A 17,569-nucleotide genomic window follows, 5' to 3' on the forward strand; every position below is an offset into this window, starting at 1 on the left:
CAGGTCACGGTCTATCACAACCCGCAATGTGGCTCCTCTCGAAACACTTTGGCGCTGATCCGCAACAGCGCAGTACAGCCGACTGTTATCGAGCACCTAAAGACGCCGCCTGACCGCGTTACGCTTGTCAGGCTGGTCGGGGAGATGGGTATCGAGGTGCGAGCCTTGCTTCGCGTCAAAGGCACTCCGTACCAGGAGTTGGGGTTGGGCGATACATCACTGACCGATGAGCAACTCATCGATGCGATGATCGCTCACCCCATCTTGATCAATCGCCCGTCGTCGAGACCGCGTTGGGGACACGCTTGTGTCGTCCTTCGGAAGCAGTCCTCGACCTGCTGCCCCAAGCGCAGCGTTGATGTACCACAATCTGTGGCTGGTGGGTTACGGGGATTGGACGGGGCTCGCCTGCGCTACATTGATTGTGGCCCGTACCGCTCGATAAGTAGTCAAGCAAGTGCAAGGCTATCTCGCTGGGTCAGCCTGATGGCTGCCCCCGTCCCGAGGACAAGACAGGATTTGGGATCGCCGCAGGGGTTTATCTTTGCTCATCGTGAGAAGGTCGGATTTCACTGCTGTCGGTCTGTTCGGCAATTTCCATGTGCCTCGCTTCATGGATCGCACCAGTGCACAACACGCCGTACGGAACGCCATGGGAGAGGGATGAAGGTAAGCTGAATCAGCTGCCGATGATGAACCGACTCCTTCGGCAGCTGCCAGAGAGACCTTATTTAGGTAATACGATTGCCGAACGCGGATCGCTGGCCAGGGCACGCAGGGCCAGCGCTACTTCTTCGAGCGCCGCGCCTTGCAGGTCCCTCAACGGGTGACGAACCGACCCACCCTTGAATCCGCGCAGGTTCATGATCGCCTTGGTGGTTTGCGGCTGACCGTGTTTGCGTGCCAGCTCGCGTAACGGGAACCAGAGACGATGCAATTCGATGGCTTTTGTAGCATCGCCTGTCTGCAACGCACGGAACGTCGCCAGGATCAGTTCCGGCAAGGCACCACTGTTGGTCGAGCTGATGCCGTCGAAGCCGGCCATCATGGGGCCGCTGAAGACCAGGTCCGAGGCACAGAACAGGCGAACCTTGCCGCTCAGTTTATTGGCAATGCAGTCGATTACCGTAGGCGTCAGATCCCCTTGTTTCAAGCCCACCACGCCTTCGATTCTGGCCAGTTGCTCAATGACCGAAACCGAAAGGGTGATACCGATCCCTGGCGCGTTGTAGATCAGGATGCCGGTCCTGGACAGCGGTGCCATGTCTTTGAAGAAGCTAACGATCTGGTCATCGGTAATCTCCGATACAAAGGGAGGAGTGACCATCGGCAAACCGCCAAGCTCGCCCGCCAGCTGTGTCAATTCGCGCACGACACGACTGTCTGAACCCGCGGTGCAGAGCATTACCGGCACGCGGTCGCCCACGATCGCCATCACCTTGCGGAACAGATCGGCGCGTTCTTCACAGGTCATGACCGGAAACTCGCCGTACGTTCCGCCGATCAGCAAGCCGTCATAACCCAGCTCGATGACGCGCTCGATATTTTCGGCCATCGCCGCGTAATCGAAATCGCCATTTGCAGTGAAGGGGGTGACGGTGATGTTAAAGATCCCGTGAAGGCGTTCGCGACATTCTTGAATGGTTTGCATGCGTGGATCCTTTGGAGGCTGGACATCGGGGTGAGCAGATATTGTATTATCTGTGCTCATATGTACAATGAATTTCTGCCGACGATGACGCTCGGTCGTTCATTTGCTTCTAAGCAGACCTGTGGGCGTCCTTGGTAGGATGTGCGCACTCTTTATTGTCGAGGTTCACCTTCCATGGCGTCGTTACCGGGCCAGAACAGCCGTCGTCTGGCTAACCAGATTCTTGATTTCGTGCGTAAGGCGCGCTTCGAGCCTGGCCATCATTTGCGCGAGCAACAGATTGCCGATTTGCTCGGCGTTTCCCGCACGCCTACCCGTAACGCCTTGAAGCTTCTGGTCGAGGAGGGCATCGTCGAAACTCGCCGGCATCAGGGGTTTTTCCTGCTCAAGGCGTTCGATGCGCTGCAGCGAGTGGAGTTGAGCGTGTCCTCCAGCGTCGAGGAATCGCTGTATGAACGTCTGGTCAATGATCGGCTTAGCGGCGCGATCGCTCATTCGGTAACGCAGACGGAAATCGCCACACGCTACGACGTCGACCGGGTCACGCTAATGAAAACCCTGACGCGCATGGCGGAAGACGGGTTGCTGATTCGCAACAAAGGACACGGCTGGAGCTTCTTGCCGACACTGGATGAAGCGGCATTACGCAGCGGCTACCAGTTCCGCCTGATGGTGGAGCCGGCGAACTTCCTGCAACCGCAGTTCAGGGCTGATGCCGCGGCGCTTGAGCGTTCACGATTGCAGCATCTGTATCTGGCCAGTCATTCGGACTCGGCGACGGTCAGCAATGCCCAGTTGTTCGAAACCGACGCGCGGTTTCACGAAATGTTCGCCGAGTTCGGCGGCAATACCTTTGTGATTCAGGCCATTCAGCAACAGAACCGGCTGCGCAAGTTGCTCGAGTTTGCAGGCTATGCCAACCGGCGCCGAGTGCGCGACTGGTGCGCCGAGCATCTGGCAATTATCGATGCAGTCGCCAGCGGTCGCTACGCCGATGCCAGCGAGCTGATGCGCAAACACCTGACCCACGCTGACACTGCGGCGCAACCCGGCAAAAAGCCGACGCGCAAAGCCTCGGCCGACCTCCGCCCACCCCGTCAGGTGGCGGATGTTCCCATTTCCGGCTAGCGCCTGCCAGGCGCTGGTCCTTACGTTGAGAGAGGGCTTCATGGAATTAGGTTTGCGAGGTAAACGTGCGCTGGTGCTGGGCTCAAGCCGTGGTCTGGGTTTGGCGATTGCGCAGGGTCTTACCGCTGAGGGGGTTGCCGTTACGTTGTGTGGTCGTGGTCATGACGTGCTGGCCGAAGAGGCGCGCAAACTGAGCGATTCAGGTGCCCATGCGGACTATCTGGTGCTGGACCTGGCCGATCCCGAACAGCGTCGTGGCGCGTTGGATCGACTGTTAGCCGACGGGCGCGGTTACGACATTCTGATCAATAACGGTGGCGGTCCTGCACCGGGTGCCGTGTGCGCTGTTGAAACCCGCCAGTGGCAGGCTGCGTTCGACAGCATGGTCTGCGCGCTGTTTGAAGTCACTGCCAGCATTTTGCCTGGCATGCGCGAACGGGGCTGGGGGCGCATCATCAATGTCGTGTCTTCCGGGGTGGTGCAACCGATTCCCAATCTGGGGATCTCCAACACCTTGCGCGCCAGCATCATGGGCTGGTCTAAAACCCTGGCCAATGAAGTGGCCGCCGAGGGCGTCACCGTCAACTCGGTGATTCCCGGACGCATTGCCACCGCCCGCGTCGGCGAGCTGGACCAGGCGGCTGCCAAGCGCGCCGGCTCCACCACCGAGGCCATCGCCACGGCCTCGCGCAGCACCATCGCGGTCGGCCGCTATGGCGAGCCGTCCGAGTTTGCCGACGCGGTTATCTTCCTGGCCAGCGCCCGAGCGAGCTACATCACCGGTACTTCTTTGCGGGTCGATGGCGGCCTGATTCGCAGCATTTAAACCCACTGGATCCTGACTCATCCTCCGCTGACTGGGCAGTCGAGCTTTTTCCATGCCACCTGTTGTTTTAAATGTATCAACATGTGCAAAAACCAAAGGTGACTGAAATGTTCCAAGCGGTTCTGGCGCAGCGAATGCGCCGCGTACGTCCTTCTCCGACAGCAGAAATCTCCGACAAGGTGCGCGCTTTAACGGCGGCGGGCCATTCGGTGATCAATCTGGGCGAGGGGGAACTGGATTTTCCCACACCCGCGCACATCGCTCAGGCAGGAATCGATGCGATCAATGCCGGGGAAACCAAATACACGGCGGTCCCCGGCAGCGCGCGCCTGAAGCAGTCGATTATCGACAAATTCAGTCGCGAGAACGGGCTGGTCTATAACGCTGGCGAAGTGATTGCCGGAGCAGGCGCCAAGCAACTGATCTTTAACGCCCTGATGGCTACCCTGAATGCCGGCGACGAGGTCATTGTCCCGGCGCCTTACTGGGTTTCCTACCCCGACATGGTTTCATTGGCCGAGGGCGAGACCCGGATCGTGCAGTGCCACGAATCCGATGGCTGGAAGTTACAGCCCGAGGCCCTTGAGGCCGCTATCACGCCGCGGACCCGATGGGTGTTGCTTAACTCGCCCAATAATCCAACCGGCGCGGTATACAGCCAGGATGAAATCAAGGCACTGACCGATGTGTTGCTACGGCACGAGCATGTCCTGGTCCTGGCCGACGACATCTACGAACACACCCGTTTCGGTCGGCCATTTTTCACCCCCGCGCAGGTCGAGCCGCTGCTGCGACCACGCACGCTGACGGTCAACGGGCTTTCCAAAGCGTTTTCGATGACGGGTTGGCGCATTGGCTACGCCGGTGGCCCGAAATGGCTGATCGATGCGCTGCAGGTCCTGCAGTCGCAAAGCACTTCCAACCCCAGTTCGATCTCTCAGGCGGCTGCGATAGCCGCGCTTGACGGTGGTACAACGTTCATCGAGGGCTGGATCGATCGACTTGCCGAACGGCGTGACCGAGTGCTGGACAGTCTCGCGCGGATTGCAGGCCTGGAATGTGCCATGCCGGAAGGGGCGTTCTATCTGTTCGTGAATTGTCAGGGCATGTACGGCAAAAAGACGCCCGGCGGCAAACTCATTGCCGATGACTTCGACTTCGCCAGTTATTTGCTGGACGCGGCGAACGTCGGGACCGTGCATGGCTCGGCATTCGGTGCGCCGGGTTATTTGCGCATTGCTTATGCGGTGGATGACCAAGTGCTAGGTGACGCCTGTCAGCGGCTTGAGCAAGCCTGTGCGCAGTTGAAGTGAACATTTGACATTCCGGTGGTTATCCAGCCACCGGACTGTCGATAGGGGACGATCAGATTTGCCGCAATGGCCGCTCAAGGCTGCCCAGCACGCGATAGCCGGTTTCGGTAATGACCACCGTCTCGCTCACGCCCACGGTAAATTCGCCGTAGATGCGCAGGGCGGGCGGAATGTGAAAGCTCATGCCGGGCTCAAGCTCGGTCTTCACGCCGCTGTACAGGCTCAGAATCGACCCTTCGCCCCAGTCGGGCGCAAACGAAATACCCACCGAATAACCCGTACGCTTCTTGAAGGCATCGGTGAATCCGGCACGATCGATGACCGCCTGGCAAGCGATGTGTGAAGCCTCGCAAGGCTCGCCGGGGCGCAGGGTGTCCAGCGCCGCTTGCAGCGCTTGCTGGCAGACTTTTTCCATTTCAATGGCGATGGCGGGCGGCTTGCCGAGCCAGGCGCAGCGCATCAACGCGGCATGATAGCGGTCATGGCTGGCCGCCATTTCGAGAAAGGCCGGCTCTCCCGCTTGCAGAACGCGTCGACGCCAGGTGCCATGCGGGATGCCGGTGCGCGGGCCGCTCGACACCAACGGTTCCATGCCCATGTATTCGGAACCAGCGGCAATCGAGGCCTGCAGCATCGCAGCCACCAGGTCGTTTTCACTGGCACCGGCTTTCACCGCATCCATGCCTGCGCGCATGCCGGCATCGACATAACGGGCGGCAAATTCGAGTTTTTCCACTTCGGCGGAGGATTTCACCGCGCGCAGTTTTTCAATCACCCCGGCGGCGTCATGCACAGTGCCCAGCTTGCCTTGCAGAGCCTCATAGACCGCGATAGGCAGGAACCATCCTCGCTTGTCGATGGCAATACGGCGATTGCTCCAGCCTTTTTGTTCGATGGCCGCGACCAGAAAGCTCACAGGGTCATCGCCGTCCAGGTACACAGAGGCGTCACTGATAAAGGTGTTGGCGATGAAATTGAAATATTCGAGCTGGCGAATCACGAACATCGGCTCGCCGTCGACCGGCAGCACGAGTGCCTGAAAGGTGTAGTAGCCCGGTGTCTGCTGGCCGGTGAGATAGAAAATATTCTCCGGTCCGGTCACGATCATCACGTCGATGTCCGCCTGCACCAGATTGGCTTTGGCGCGGCGAACGCGCTCGGCATATTCGCTGGCAGCGAAAGCCGATTCGCTGCCTTGACGTACGTTGATGGGGCGCGCTTGGTTCATCAGAAACTCCGAATCAGTTCAGTTTTTTCGAGGTTGAGGGTGATGCCCAATCCGGGTGCCGTGGGCAATCGGGCGTCACCGTCGCGATAGAGCAGGGGGGCTGCCGGGTCGTCGCACAGGCCATCGGCGCCATACAGTTCGGCGAAACGCGGGGTGCTTGCGCAGGCCACGTGCAGTGCCGCCGCGGTGGCTGCGGCGCCTTCATTCATTTGTCCGATCATGTACGGGACCGAGGCATTGGCCAGTTGTCGGGCGGCCGAAAGGCAAGGGGCGATACCGCCGATTTTCACCAGCTTGAGGTGTGCCCACAGCTTGCCGCCCAACTCGCAGAGGCGGTCCACGTCCTCGCCGCTCGCCAGGCTTTCATCGACCATCAGCGGCAGCGGGCTATGCTGCGCAAGCTGCTCCAGTGCATCCCAGCTCCCTGCGGCAATCGGTTGTTCGACGTAGGCCAGGTTGAACCGGGCCAGCGCTTGGAGGTGTTTCAGCGCGTGCTGCTCTGGCCACTGACCGTTGACATCGACGGCTATTTTCACTTTGTCGCCAAAACGGTCTCGCAGGGCCTGCAGGCGCACGAGGTCCTCCTCGAGGGTCCCGACGGCAATGCGCACCTTCAGGTCGCGAAAGCCTCGTTTTACATAGGCATCCGCCTGCGCGAGGAAAACATCGAACGGCGACCAGAAAAGCGTCTGGTTGCTGGCGTAACGAATGTCCGAGACAGGGGCGCCCAGCCACTGCGCCAGCGGCAGGCCGGCGCGGCGGGCGAGCAAGTCATGAAGCGCGCAATCGATCAGGTTGCGCACCGGCATGCTCAGGCTGGCTGCCCACTCCGGCATCTGCCTCAGCAAATCAGAGGGGTTACTGCTCCATGGCAGCATGGCGAGCGCTTGTAACGCCTGAGCGACCACCTGCTCAGCAGCGTACCCGTTGAGATAGGCGATGTTGATCCGCACTTCTCCGACGGCCTGATGCTGGCCGTCGTCCAGGCACAAATACAACGCTTGCAGTTCGCCGACACTGCCGGACGCCGCAGTGTGCAAATGCACGCCATTGCCGTAGTGCAAATCGGCCCGACGCAGGGAGGCCTTGAGTGTCATGCCGATTCCAGCGGCAGCATCCGCAGGGCGATGTCCCGATAGATCAAGGCGGCCGCGATGAATTCGTCGATCGGTACGAATTCATCAGGCTTGTGCGCCACGGCCAGGGTTCCTGGGCCAATGACAGTCCCGGTGGTTCCCAGGCTGCGGAAATGCACCAGGTCACACCCCCCCTGGAAACCGAACGGGCCGGCGTTGCCTTTGTTGTGCTCGCGACAGGCCGCCAGGCTGGCCTGAACAATGGGCTCGGCCAATGCTGTTTCTGTGGCGCCACCGGTGGTGGGGATATATTTCAGGACCTCGGCACGGACGCCGAAACGCTCCTTGGCCAACGCCAGCAACTGATCGATTTCCGCTTTGACTTCCTCTTCGCTTTCACCGGGCACCATGCGCCGGTCCAGCAGCAGATCGCAAGCGCCGGGCAGCACGTTATCGGCGTGCCCACCATTGATGCGAGTAACGGTCAGGCTGGCTTGGCCCACCAGAGCATGAGAGTGGCATTTCACCGAGTGTTCGTGATGTTGCTCGATCAGCCCCAATAACTGGCCGGCTCGGTAAATGGCGTTCTCTCCCAAATGGGGCGTGCCGGAATGTGCGGTGACGCCGTGAACGCGGACCAGCGGGCGCAGGCTGCCCTTGTGTGCGGTGAACGCGGCGTTGGAGGTGGGCTCGCCAATCACGGCGAAGTCGATGTGCGGCGGTTGATGGGCGACATAATGCTTGGCGCCTTCGCTGGCGATTTCCTCATCGGCGGTGAACACGGCCATCAGCGTGCCGGACCACTGCTCGCGGCAGGCGATCAGCATGCGCGCGGCTTCGATCATGGCGACCATCGGCCCTTTGGCATCACAACTGCCGCGACCATACAACTTGCCATCGGCCTCGTGCAGCACAAACGGGTCAGTTCGCCAGCCTTCACCGGCCGGTACCGTGTCGATGTGGGTATTAAAGGCGAAGGTTGGGCCAGGGCCATTGGCGTAAGTCGCGATGACGTTGACGCGGCCCGGTTTGTATTCTGACAACGACAGGTCAAAACCTTCCGCCGCCAGCAGCACCTGCAAATGGCGGGCGGCTTCGAGTTCGTGACCCGGCGGGTTTTCGGTATTGATCGCCACCAGCGCGGCGAGGTCGAGTTTCATGCGGGGGAAGTCGGGTTGCTGATTCATTTGCTGGGATCTCAGTGCAGGATCTGATCGAGGAAATGACGGGTACGCGGGTTGACCGCGCCGCCGAAAAAATCGTCTTTGCTGGTGTTTTCGATGATCTCGCCGCTTTCCATGAAGACGATGCGATCTGCCGCTCTGCGGGCGAACCCCATCTCATGGGTCACGACCAGGCTGGTCATGCCGTCGCTGGACAGTTCGGCCATGACATCGACGACCTCACGGATCATCTCCGGGTCCAGGGCCGAGGTCGGCTCGTCGTAGAGCATGACCTTGGGTTTCATGGCCAGCGAACGAGCGATGGCCACGCGTTGCTGTTGGCCGCCGGAAATCTCGTCCGGATAGGCGTCGGCCTTTTCCGGAATGCGCACCTTGCCCAATAACCCGATGGCAATGTCATGCGCATCGGCGCGGCTCATGCCGAGCACGTTCATCGGCGCGAGCATGATGTTTTCCACCACGGACAGATGGGAGAAGAGCTCGAAATTCTGAAACACCATGCCGATATCGCGCCGCAGCAGATGCACATTGCGTCGGTCGTAATCGATACGCCGACCCTCGAAAAACAGGTCGCCGCCGTCGGCCGGTTCCAATTGATTGACGCAGCGCAGCAGGGTGGACTTGCCCGATCCCGAAGGGCCGATGATCACCACGGTCTCACCGCTGTTGACGTTCAACGAACAGTTCTTGAGGACCTTGAAAGGGCCGTAGCTTTTGTCGATGCCGATGAGCTCCAGCAGTGGCTTGTCCTTGGCTGAAGCCCAGAGAGATTTTTGCATGATCGGTTTCTCCTAGCGGACGGTTGCGCCGCGCGATGTGCCCAGCATGCGTTCGGTCAGGCTGGTGCGTGGCCCTTTGCGGCGCTGTTTGGGATCAAGCCTGCGTTCGATCAGCGCCTGTACGCCCATGAACAGCGTGGTCAGGGCCAGGTAATAGATGCCCGCTGCGGTGAGCGCTTCGAAATAACGGAAGTTCGAGCTGGCGGTCTGGTTGGCCACCAGCATCAACTCCTCAACGGCCACCACCGAGACCAGCGCGCTGAGCTTGAGCATGCCGACCATCTGGTTGCCGATGGGTGGCAGGATCATTCGGGCCGCCTGCGGGATGACCACGTGGCGCATCACGGCGAAGGGCTTCATGCCCAGCGCCAGGGCCGCGGTACGCTGGCCTTTTTTCACGGCCTGAAGGCCCGAACGAATGATCTCAGCCATGTAGGCACCCTCGTTCAGCGACAGCGCCAATACCGCACTGACCATTGCTGACAGACGAATGCCAAAGGTGGGCAGGACGTTGTAGATGAAGATGATCTGAAACAGCACCGGTGTGCCTCTGAACAGCCACAAATAAGCCCACGCCAGGGTGCGGCCCATCCGGGTGTTGCTGTCCTGAAGCAAGGCAACGATCACGCCTACAGCGACGCCGAACACCAGCGAGTAGAGCGTGATCAGCAAGGTGGTCAGGGCCCCATGAAAGAACGCCGGGGATATCAGGTATTGCAGGACCAGTTCAAATGACATGATGCCTCCTCAATGAACTCAGCCTTGCGCCGAGTACGTTCGGCGCCTGGGCTTGGGGTGATTGGCGTCAGTCGAACAGCGATACGGTCTCGGGAAACTTCCATTTTTCGATGATCTGTTTGTAGGTGCCGTCCGCGACCATCGCTTTGAGCGCGCCTTGCAAGGCGGCGCTCATGGCGGTGTCGCCCTTGGTCACGGCCATGCCGATGCGTGTGTCCGATTCGAACTCCGGACCTACGGTTTTGTAGACGTCAGGCACTTCGCGCAATAACTGCACAACGCCTGGCGTCGATTCGAAAATGGCGTCGGCACGGCCCTGGCGCAGGCTCAACGCGGTTGCCTGAGCGGTCGGCAGGGTTTGCACGCTCACCGCCTTCAGGCCGGTGCTGCGACAGCGCTGGTCGTCCTGACGCGCGTAGGTTTCTTCAATGCCGCCCAACGTCACCGCGAGGGTTTTGCCGCACAATGAGTTGTCCCGGCCCGTGACCTGTGCCGGGTTGTCCTGCGTGACAACGACCTGATTGCCGATCCGCAGGTAGGGCACGAAATCGACCTGCGCGGCCCGCGCTTCATTCATGTACATAGCCGAATTGATCAGGTCCAGGCGTTTGCCCTGCAGGCCCGGGATCAGCCCCTGAAACTCCATGTTCATGGCCGCGGGCTTGAGGGCGAGCTTTTTGCCAATGGCCTCGATCATGTCGATGTCGAAGCCGGTCAGCTTGCCATCGGCCTGGAATTCGAAGGGCGCGAAGGTCGCCGCAGTGCCGTAAGTGAGTTGGCCGGGTGTAACCAATGGCAGCGCGGCGTCGGTCGCCGCATTGACCCAGGGTGCTGCCAATAGCGTGGATACCAGCGTGAGGGAGCGCAAGCTCGGGCGCAGTGATGTCGTCATGTCAATCTCCAAGACTGAAAATTCATTGCACTACTTGTATCAATTAGTGCAAATAAACCAAAAGTTGTAATGAGCCTTTCGAGGGCGTGCCGCTCTGAGATGGTGCAGCGGTTTTGACTTTCGGCGTATTAAGCAGGAGGGGTGAAGCCCAAGTGGGTTCCTAAGTTATGGAGCAATATGCGTTCCATCTTTTTAATTATGTGCTACATGCAATGCGTCAGTGTTCACCTCGGCAATGTGGCGCCAGCGTTTGCGGATGCCTGTGCAGCGAGCAAGAAGTCCATGATCAGAGGATGCGGAGCCCCAGCCCTGGAGCCGAGTTCCGGGTGCCCCTGCATGCCTTGGTAAAAGGGGTGAGCCGGCCAATCGATCATATCGGCAATCTGGCCACTGACGTCGGTGGCGGTGATCACCAAGCCTGCCGTCAACAGCGGCTGTATAAGATCGGGATTAAGCATGAAGCGATGGTTGCAGCGTATTGTCAGATGATGTTGAAACCGGTATTCCAGTGCCGCGTCCCTGAATTGCAAACGTCGCTCGCCTAGGCGGTGTACCTCCAATCCGGGGATGCCAGCCATCGGTACAAAGCTTTTGATTGCTGCGTCCGGCGCCGCTTCCGCCATATTTGCCTGTTCAAGCCCGGCAAGGGTCTGCGCCAGGGCGGTGGTCATCGATTGCATGCCCAGGCACAGGCCCATGACGGGAATACCTGAGGCCAGCGCATGCCGCGCCGCGCGTATCTGGCCCGGCACGTTAGTCATGTCGGAACCCCCTGGCAGAACGATGCCGTCAACCCAATCGAGCTGCGACACATCAAGCTGCGCAGGCGCGATGAAACGGATGTCCAGATCCACCTGCGCAACGTCGGCGGCATCGCCAAGGGCGGCCAGCGTGGCGGGGTACACGTCCCGCTGATCGGCCTCGCTCCCCAACAGGGCGATGCACAGGGTTCTTGCATAGGCGTCGTGCGGTGCGTCGGGTTCATGATTGACCCAGCGTCCGAACGCATCCTGGCGCCAGCGGCCATGGGCGGTCGGTATGCCGTCGTGGTCTTCCACATGCCAGGCGCCATTCTGACTGAGTACCATCAGGTGGCGCACCGATAACCCTGCAGCGTCGGCGTGCGCGAGCAGCGTCTGACGTAGCACATCGGATTGAAGTGTCGCGTCCCACGGCAAAACGACTGCACGCTGTCTGGCTGTGTCAATGATTGTCTTGACGTTGCTCGCCGGAAGGATGGTGCGCCCGGTGGCCCTCTCGTACCAGACCAAACCGCTGGCGACCAACGCACCTTGGGCGGCAACCATCTGCACCTGGTCCGCGCCTCGGGCAGGATGAAACGCGGCAGCCAAGTGCATCAGTAGTGCGTCCTCGGCCTGCGCGACGCATGCAGCCAGGGCCCCGTAAAGCGCTGGAGAGCAGGGTGAATGGCTGACCAGCGTGAGTGTCATCGAAAGGGGGCTCTATCGGGTACGGATCGTCGAAACGTGGCTGTTGCTTAAGACTGTCGCTTTCCTATCGATAGAGATAGCATGTTTTTCTTTTTTCAATCGAAAGCAATCCTTATGGATATTCGCTACCTCAAGAGCCTGTTGGCGGTGATCGATTGTGGCTCCATTGCTGATGCCGCCCGCGTCGAAGGTATAACGGCGGCGGCTGTCAGTCAGCGCATTCAGGTGCTGGAACGCTTGTTGGGGTTTGCGCTGCTGTCGCGTGTGGGTCACTCGGCCAAGGCCACGGAAGCCTGTCTGGCTCTGCTTCCGCGGGCACGGCACATCGTCAGGGAGGCCTCATTGCTGGCCGGGGATGCCGACTTGAGCGGATTGACCGGCTCGCTGCGCATCGGTGCGATTTCCACCATGCTGACCGGCCTGTTGCCCAGCGCCTTGCTGGAGCTGAGTCGCATGGCACCCGGCATAAAAACCTCTATCCTGCCTGGCACCTCTCGTTCCTTATACCAAGCGCTGCAGAATGGTGAACTCGATGCCGCGGTAATCGTGGCGCCGCCGTTCGAGTTACCCAAGATGTTCCGGATGGCGCCGCTGCACATGGAAAAGTTGGTGCTTGCCTCTAAAGCGCCGCCGACAAAGGGCATCGGCGAGGTCCTGCGCTCCCATCCTTACATTTGCTATGAACCCAGCTCGTGGGGTGGGCGGCACGCCGAGCGCTACTTGAGCGATAACGGTCTGACACTGACGCCGCTGTTCAGCCTGGACGGTCTTGAGGCCATTGCGATGCTGGTCGCCGACGGTGTTGGAGCGAGCCTGGTTCCGCTGTGGTCGGGCCTGGAGCGACTGGCGCAGGATTTTCATATCACGCCGGTCGGGGAGGGCTACGATCGCGAAATCGTCCTGGTGACATTAGCCCACACCGACAGGCCGCGAATGTTGGAGGCGTTGCTGCAGGCACTGGCCAAGCGATAACCGGTCACGCCACTCGCGGTGAGGAGTATTGCCATATCTAAGCGTGCGCCCGGGTTCAAGCGTGTTCCACGCTCCCAGCCGAACGTCGAATATCGCTCTCGACAGCAGACGTGTGTCACGTTGACTGGCTAATCGTCGGCCAGCCAGCCAGGCATATTTTTTCATCCGGCTGTTGACAGCCCTGCCTAACAAGTCCAGAATTGCGTCCATTCCTGAGACAGGAAAGCGGAAAAACCTTTGATAATCAAACGGTTAGAGATTAGATAAGCGTTTCGTTTTTCGCTTGAGTTTGTACGCGTTTAGTGCTGGTTGCATAGGCATTATACGTTTGGGGCCGAGTAGCAAAATGGTTATGCCGCGGATTGCAAATCCGCTTACGCCGGTTCGATTCCGACCTCGGCCTCCACATATAAAACCCGTAAGATCAACGTCTTACGGGTTTTTTTGTGCCTTTAGAAATGTCAAAGCCTTCCGCAACTTTCAAGATCGTTTCCGCAACCTGGGCCCGTGTGGTACACGAGCCGCGCTTGGAACGCTGGCAATCCTTACTCATTTATTAGCGTTCCACTTACGTCAGGACGACGCGGGCTGCGAGCATGTGTATCTAATTTCTGTAAGTCTTTTAGATATACGACTATACGTTAGCTATACGGACTGATAAGCTTTTTCACGTGGACTGGGTCCGCCCACTGCCTACGAAAACAACGGACTGGAGGCACTATTTTCGTGACAGCTACGCAATATTTTCGGGCCATCGACCCACCTGACGGGCAAGGCTCAGCACTTATCATCTAGGTACCGTGACATGAACCAACTCTTAGAGCGCGATAAACCCGTCCCTATCAACATGCGGGTCGATACCAAAAAGCGCAGCCTGATTGACGCCGCAGTCGAAATACTTGGCACAGACCGGACCAGCTTCATTCTTGAGGCCGCGTGTAAACGTGCTGAAGAAGTGCTTCTGGATCGCAGGCTGTTCTTGCTGAGTGATGAAGCATTTGACCGATTTGAGCAGGCGCTCAACGACAATTCATTAGGGAACAACGAATGCGTCAAGAAATTGCTTGCAAGGCCGAAACCCTGGAGCTGAGTCCCCCGGAAAAGCTGGAAGAGAGCCATGTAGCAGATCAGTTTGAGTCCGGTGAAGATTCAATCGACGACTACATACGCAATAAGGCTTTGAAGGCACAGCAGGCGAAGCACGCGATGGTGTATGTAGTTTGCTTCAAGGACACGAACATCATCGCGGGCTACTACACGTTATCCAACAGTGCAGTAGATCGACGGCACGGCGCGACCGCAGAGCTCAGGCGCAATGCCCCCGACCCGTTGCCAGTGACCGTTCTAGGGCGAATGGGGGTCACCGCTAAGGCCAGCGGGCGGGGCTTGTCGCTTGGCTTGCTAGCTGACGCAATCGAGCGCTGCATCATCGCATCAGAAATCATCGGATCTGCGGCCGTTATCGTGCACCCCCTGAACGAAAGGCTTGCGGCTTATTATGCTAAGCACGCGGGGTTTATCCCGTGCCCCGACCTTTCTCCGATGACAATGATGCTTTCGCTTAGACAGTAGAACCTGGATGCCCGCAAGCGCGGGCTTCTTTGATCTTGTAGGGGGAGCGCTCAAAAGCTCTCAATCGCGTCAGCGTGTCATTTTGGGGGCCTTACAAACTCTCCCACACGTCGATAGATATCCTTGGTGGCTTTCTCTTTCGAATGTCCCAGTGGTCGGCTCGCGCGGCTGGGAGAGATTGTCAGCCATTTTTATGATCCTCGTTTAGGGGGGTGGACTGGGTAGCCCGAACACTCGAGAGCGTATCCCCCTAGTCTCTGCCTACATGTCGCATTTTGCCGCTAGCGAAGCGGTAACTGCTGAACCAGAGGCCGAAGGGAAGGGCGCGAAAAATCAATTCAGCAATCGAAAAATCGATCCAGGGAGCACGCGGTTTTCGGGCCAGCATGGAAATCACTGGTTGCGGAAGGAAAATATCTGTAAGCTATTGAAATTGCTAGTTTTGATGGGCGGAATGAAAATTCGCCTATGCCGGTTAGATTCCAACTTCGGCCTCCACTATAAATGAACTCTGTAGATCGTTGATCCATAGAGCTTTTTTATTCAGGCTAAAGTTACATTTTGGGGCTGGTTCGGAGCGCATCGCACTTGCTTCACCGGGTAGGGATGTATATATTCCCCAGCTCTTGTCTCGGTACTGGCAACTCACGGATATCATCGCCCTGATGGTGAAATTGGTAGACACACCGGACTTAAAATCCGTCGTCCGAAAGGATGTGCCGGTTCGACTCCGGCTCGGGGCACCATTCAAAACCAAGGGTTACAGCCTTGTGATCCTTGTTCTTTCTTTACGAGAGCGGTCCGCAAAAAAGCTAACGGTCCGCAATCACCTTGTCGGTGTAACTTTTTTCCCCTTCCTGTCACGCACATATTTCTCCGTCATAACGACGGTGGTATGCCCAAGCTGATCCCTCGCCTGAACGATATCTCCACTGGATTCTGCTTTGTCTGTGCCCGCTTTGGCGCGCAGATCGCGAAACTGGAAGGCAGCTTTGTTTACTCCAGCCCGTTCGCGAGCGTCATCGAATCTCTTCCGCAACATGCTGTAAGTCATCGGATGGCCATCCTGCGAAATGATCAGTTTGGTGGCGCTCACTTTGTAGCCAGCCTTGCGAGCCATAATCCGAGTGACAAGTGATTTCAACTCGCCGATGACCTCAATCCGTCTTTTGGCGCTGGTTTTGCCTTGGACCACCCAAATCTGCTCATCCCGAACATCACTTTCATCCATGCGCAAGGTGTCGCTGACACGCTGGCCAGTGAGGTAGGCAAGGTCCATGGCATCCTTCAAACCGATCTCGGCGTGCTCGTACACCATGCGGTACATCGAATCCTCAATGTAGACGCTACGGCCCGTTTCCTTGTTTCCTTTGATTCCCGAGCACGGGTTTGCAAGTGACGTATAGCCCGTGTCCCTTGCGTAATTCCAGATCGCGCTCAGCAATGCCTTTTCCCGGTTCGCTCTGATGGGCGCGGACTTTCGCCAGTTAAGATATTGCCGAACATGCTGGGGCAGTATTGAATCCAAGGGCGCGGGAGGGTCGTCAAAAAAGGCCAACAGGTTCTTCAACTCGGTTTTGTTGTCCAGTCTGGTGCGTGGGGCTTTCGTAGGGACGACATCTACGAAGTATTTTTCAGCGACGTACCTGAAGGTGATTGTTGCGGTGACCAGTGCTGAAGAGGCGCGGTCCCGTTCGAACTCAGCGTATTTCATAATTGCCAAGCCGTAATCACTGCCCAGGGGGATTTCTTTTCGAGGATGGCCCCCTGCATCGTAATAGTAGTAAGTTGTGCCGCTCGCCTTCTTCCTCTCCCGAAGACGGGCGATCGACCCCGGCTTGCTTGGGTGTCTACCCATTCTATCCCGCCTTCTTAGGTTGCCAAGCTGTCGGCTCACTCGCCGGTCCAGAAGCTGTAACAGCCATGGTAGTGACGCTTGGCCAGCCATTGACCTTGACGGTGTGTCGAATCCCGTTGCGCTTTAGGTTCATTATTTGTGCCGCCTTTGAACGCGCGCCTGTCAGTTGGCATACGTCCTCATGGCTCAGAAATTCGATGCTCATGAAATTCTCCTGGCCGTATTCGTGGCAACGGTGGGTCTATGCGGGGTTGAGGGGTGGGTATTTCGTAAGAGCTTCGTCGGCAATTTTCATCGCGGCCTGTGCATCGTTCACGTAAGCCGGATCGAAGCCGCCGGCGTAATGGATGGTGGCCTGGCATGCGCGGAGGTTCTCGCGGGTCAGCTTCAGCGCCGCGGTCAGCTCTTCGCGCGCTTCACCCTCGGCCCGGCCGATGTCCCAAAACTGCTTTGCCCAATGCCCCTCGGGCGGTGGATTCGTGTTCTGGTACCCGAGCGCTATGGCGCCAGTGATGCTGTCGCACAGATCGCGCTTGTAGGCGTTGTCGCCATCGATACTCAGGCCGTGGCGGCGGAGTGCATCAAGTGCATTGTTCAGGTTCGACTCAGGCGACGGCAGCACCAGATCAAAGTCGTTTTTACCGGGTCGACACGCCACGGTCAGTAGTTCGCAACCGAGCGGCAAGTGCTGCGCCATCTCAGAGATCGCCTCAATGGCTGATTCGCGGAACGTATTCAATCCTTGGGACATAGAAATACCTCTGCCCGCCGTATACCGGCAGGCTATGGTTCATAGGAAGTTTGCGTTGGCAATCAGGCGGCGCGTGAATGCGCGATTGATCAAGGAGTGAGTAATGAAAGGAATATTTCTGGTTTTGCCGGCCTTCCTGGTGGCTTTTGT

General features: G+C 58.5%; 17 protein-coding genes, 2 tRNA genes and 1 pseudogene. 9 read left to right on the plus strand and 11 right to left on the minus strand.

All coding sequences use genetic code 11. The features are described from left to right. Positions 1–48: 48 nt before the first annotated feature. Positions 49–359 (plus strand): annotated as a pseudogene (locus tag B3I26_RS24050) (ArsC/Spx/MgsR family protein). Between the two features lie 368 nt (positions 360–727). On the opposite strand, the gene B3I26_RS24055 reads toward B3I26_RS24050, so the two are convergent. Continuing rightward, positions 728–1,651 carry a dihydrodipicolinate synthase family protein gene (locus tag B3I26_RS24055; protein WP_296261382.1) on the minus strand — a complete coding sequence of 308 codons (924 nt, stop codon included), beginning with the start codon at positions 1,649–1,651 and terminating at the stop codon, positions 728–730. A 174-nt stretch (positions 1,652–1,825) separates the two neighbouring features. Between B3I26_RS24055 and B3I26_RS24060 the strand changes: the two genes are divergently transcribed. From B3I26_RS24060 to B3I26_RS24070, 3 genes are all read left to right on the plus strand, one after another. Continuing rightward, positions 1,826–2,779 carry a GntR family transcriptional regulator gene (locus B3I26_RS24060; protein WP_296261383.1) on the plus strand — a complete coding sequence of 318 codons (954 nt, stop codon included), beginning with the start codon at positions 1,826–1,828 and terminating at the stop codon, positions 2,777–2,779. Positions 2,780–2,819: 40 nt separating this feature from the next. After that, positions 2,820–3,605: an SDR family oxidoreductase gene (locus B3I26_RS24065; protein WP_296261385.1), complete on the plus strand. Its 786-nt coding sequence runs from the start codon at positions 2,820–2,822 to the stop codon at positions 3,603–3,605. A gap of 107 nt (positions 3,606–3,712) precedes the next feature. Further along, the gene (locus tag B3I26_RS24070) at positions 3,713–4,918 is read left to right on the plus strand and encodes a pyridoxal phosphate-dependent aminotransferase (protein ID WP_296261388.1); all 1,206 of its coding nucleotides are present in this window, start codon (positions 3,713–3,715) and stop codon (positions 4,916–4,918) included. Between the two features lie 52 nt (positions 4,919–4,970). Here the strand turns inward: B3I26_RS24070 and B3I26_RS24075 are convergent, their stop codons facing one another. The 7 genes from B3I26_RS24075 to B3I26_RS24105 all read right to left on the minus strand — a co-directional run bounded on the left by B3I26_RS24075 (position 4,971) and on the right by B3I26_RS24105 (position 12,266). Beyond that, positions 4,971–6,146: a M24 family metallopeptidase gene (locus B3I26_RS24075; protein WP_296261390.1), complete on the minus strand. Its 1,176-nt coding sequence runs from the start codon at positions 6,144–6,146 to the stop codon at positions 4,971–4,973. Next, positions 6,146–7,243, minus strand: a complete 1,098-nt coding sequence (locus B3I26_RS24080) for a mandelate racemase/muconate lactonizing enzyme family protein (RefSeq protein WP_296261391.1) — start codon at positions 7,241–7,243, stop codon at positions 6,146–6,148. Before B3I26_RS24080 ends, B3I26_RS24075 begins: the two co-directional genes overlap by 1 nt. Further along, positions 7,240–8,409, minus strand: coding sequence for a M20 family metallopeptidase (locus tag B3I26_RS24085; RefSeq protein ID WP_296261393.1), 1,170 nt, complete (start codon positions 8,407–8,409; stop codon positions 7,240–7,242). Before B3I26_RS24085 ends, B3I26_RS24080 begins: the two co-directional genes overlap by 4 nt. Positions 8,410–8,420: 11 nt before the next feature. After that, entirely contained in the window at positions 8,421–9,185 is a 765-nt protein-coding gene (locus tag B3I26_RS24090) for an amino acid ABC transporter ATP-binding protein (RefSeq protein ID WP_296261394.1), read from the minus strand. 12 nt (positions 9,186–9,197) lie between these two features. Beyond that, complete coding sequence (locus tag B3I26_RS24095) at positions 9,198–9,923, minus strand: amino acid ABC transporter permease (RefSeq protein WP_296261395.1); 726 nt, start codon at positions 9,921–9,923, stop codon at positions 9,198–9,200. 67 nt (positions 9,924–9,990) lie between these two features. Next, a complete protein-coding gene (locus B3I26_RS24100) occupies positions 9,991–10,815 on the minus strand; it encodes an ABC transporter substrate-binding protein (protein WP_296261397.1) in 825 nt (274 codons plus the stop codon). Between the two features lie 224 nt (positions 10,816–11,039). Beyond that, positions 11,040–12,266 (minus strand): glutamine amidotransferase-related protein, encoded by a 1,227-nt coding sequence (locus B3I26_RS24105; protein WP_296261398.1) that lies wholly within the window; start codon positions 12,264–12,266, stop codon positions 11,040–11,042. Between the two features lie 114 nt (positions 12,267–12,380). On the opposite strand from B3I26_RS24105, the gene B3I26_RS24110 reads away from it, so the two are divergent. The 5 genes from B3I26_RS24110 (at position 12,381) to B3I26_RS24130 (ending at position 15,556) form a co-directional block, all read left to right on the plus strand. Next, complete coding sequence (locus tag B3I26_RS24110) at positions 12,381–13,238, plus strand: LysR substrate-binding domain-containing protein (protein WP_296261400.1); 858 nt, start codon at positions 12,381–12,383, stop codon at positions 13,236–13,238. A 332-nt stretch (positions 13,239–13,570) separates the two neighbouring features. Continuing rightward, positions 13,571–13,644 (plus strand) — tRNA-Cys (locus tag B3I26_RS24115). Between the two features lie 399 nt (positions 13,645–14,043). Then, complete coding sequence (locus tag B3I26_RS24120; RefSeq protein ID WP_296261401.1) at positions 14,044–14,328, plus strand: DUF1778 domain-containing protein; 285 nt, start codon at positions 14,044–14,046, stop codon at positions 14,326–14,328. Continuing rightward, on the plus strand, positions 14,286–14,810 hold the full coding sequence (locus B3I26_RS24125; RefSeq protein WP_296261402.1) for a hypothetical protein: 525 nt from the start codon (positions 14,286–14,288) through the stop codon (positions 14,808–14,810). The genes B3I26_RS24120 and B3I26_RS24125 overlap by 43 nt, the downstream gene beginning before the upstream one ends. 659 nt (positions 14,811–15,469) lie before the next feature. After that, a tRNA-Leu gene (locus B3I26_RS24130) sits at positions 15,470–15,556 on the plus strand. An 80-nt stretch (positions 15,557–15,636) separates the two neighbouring features. On the opposite strand, the gene B3I26_RS24135 is transcribed toward B3I26_RS24130, so the two are convergent. The 3 genes from B3I26_RS24135 to B3I26_RS24145 are packed head-to-tail and all read right to left on the minus strand — an operon-like array spanning position 15,637 to position 17,419. Then, on the minus strand, positions 15,637–16,668 hold the full coding sequence (locus B3I26_RS24135) for a tyrosine-type recombinase/integrase (RefSeq protein ID WP_296261404.1): 1,032 nt from the start codon (positions 16,666–16,668) through the stop codon (positions 15,637–15,639). Position 16,669: 1 nt separating this feature from the next. Continuing rightward, on the minus strand, positions 16,670–16,873 hold the full coding sequence (locus B3I26_RS24140; protein ID WP_296261405.1) for a DUF4224 domain-containing protein: 204 nt from the start codon (positions 16,871–16,873) through the stop codon (positions 16,670–16,672). Between the two features lie 36 nt (positions 16,874–16,909). After that, positions 16,910–17,419 carry a hypothetical protein gene (locus tag B3I26_RS24145; RefSeq protein WP_296261406.1) on the minus strand — a complete coding sequence of 170 codons (510 nt, stop codon included), beginning with the start codon at positions 17,417–17,419 and terminating at the stop codon, positions 16,910–16,912. Positions 17,420–17,569 lie beyond the last annotated feature (150 nt).

This window comes from Pseudomonas sp. UBA5706 (genome assembly GCF_002419965.1).
Classification (GTDB): Bacteria; Pseudomonadota; Gammaproteobacteria; order Pseudomonadales; family Pseudomonadaceae; genus Aquipseudomonas.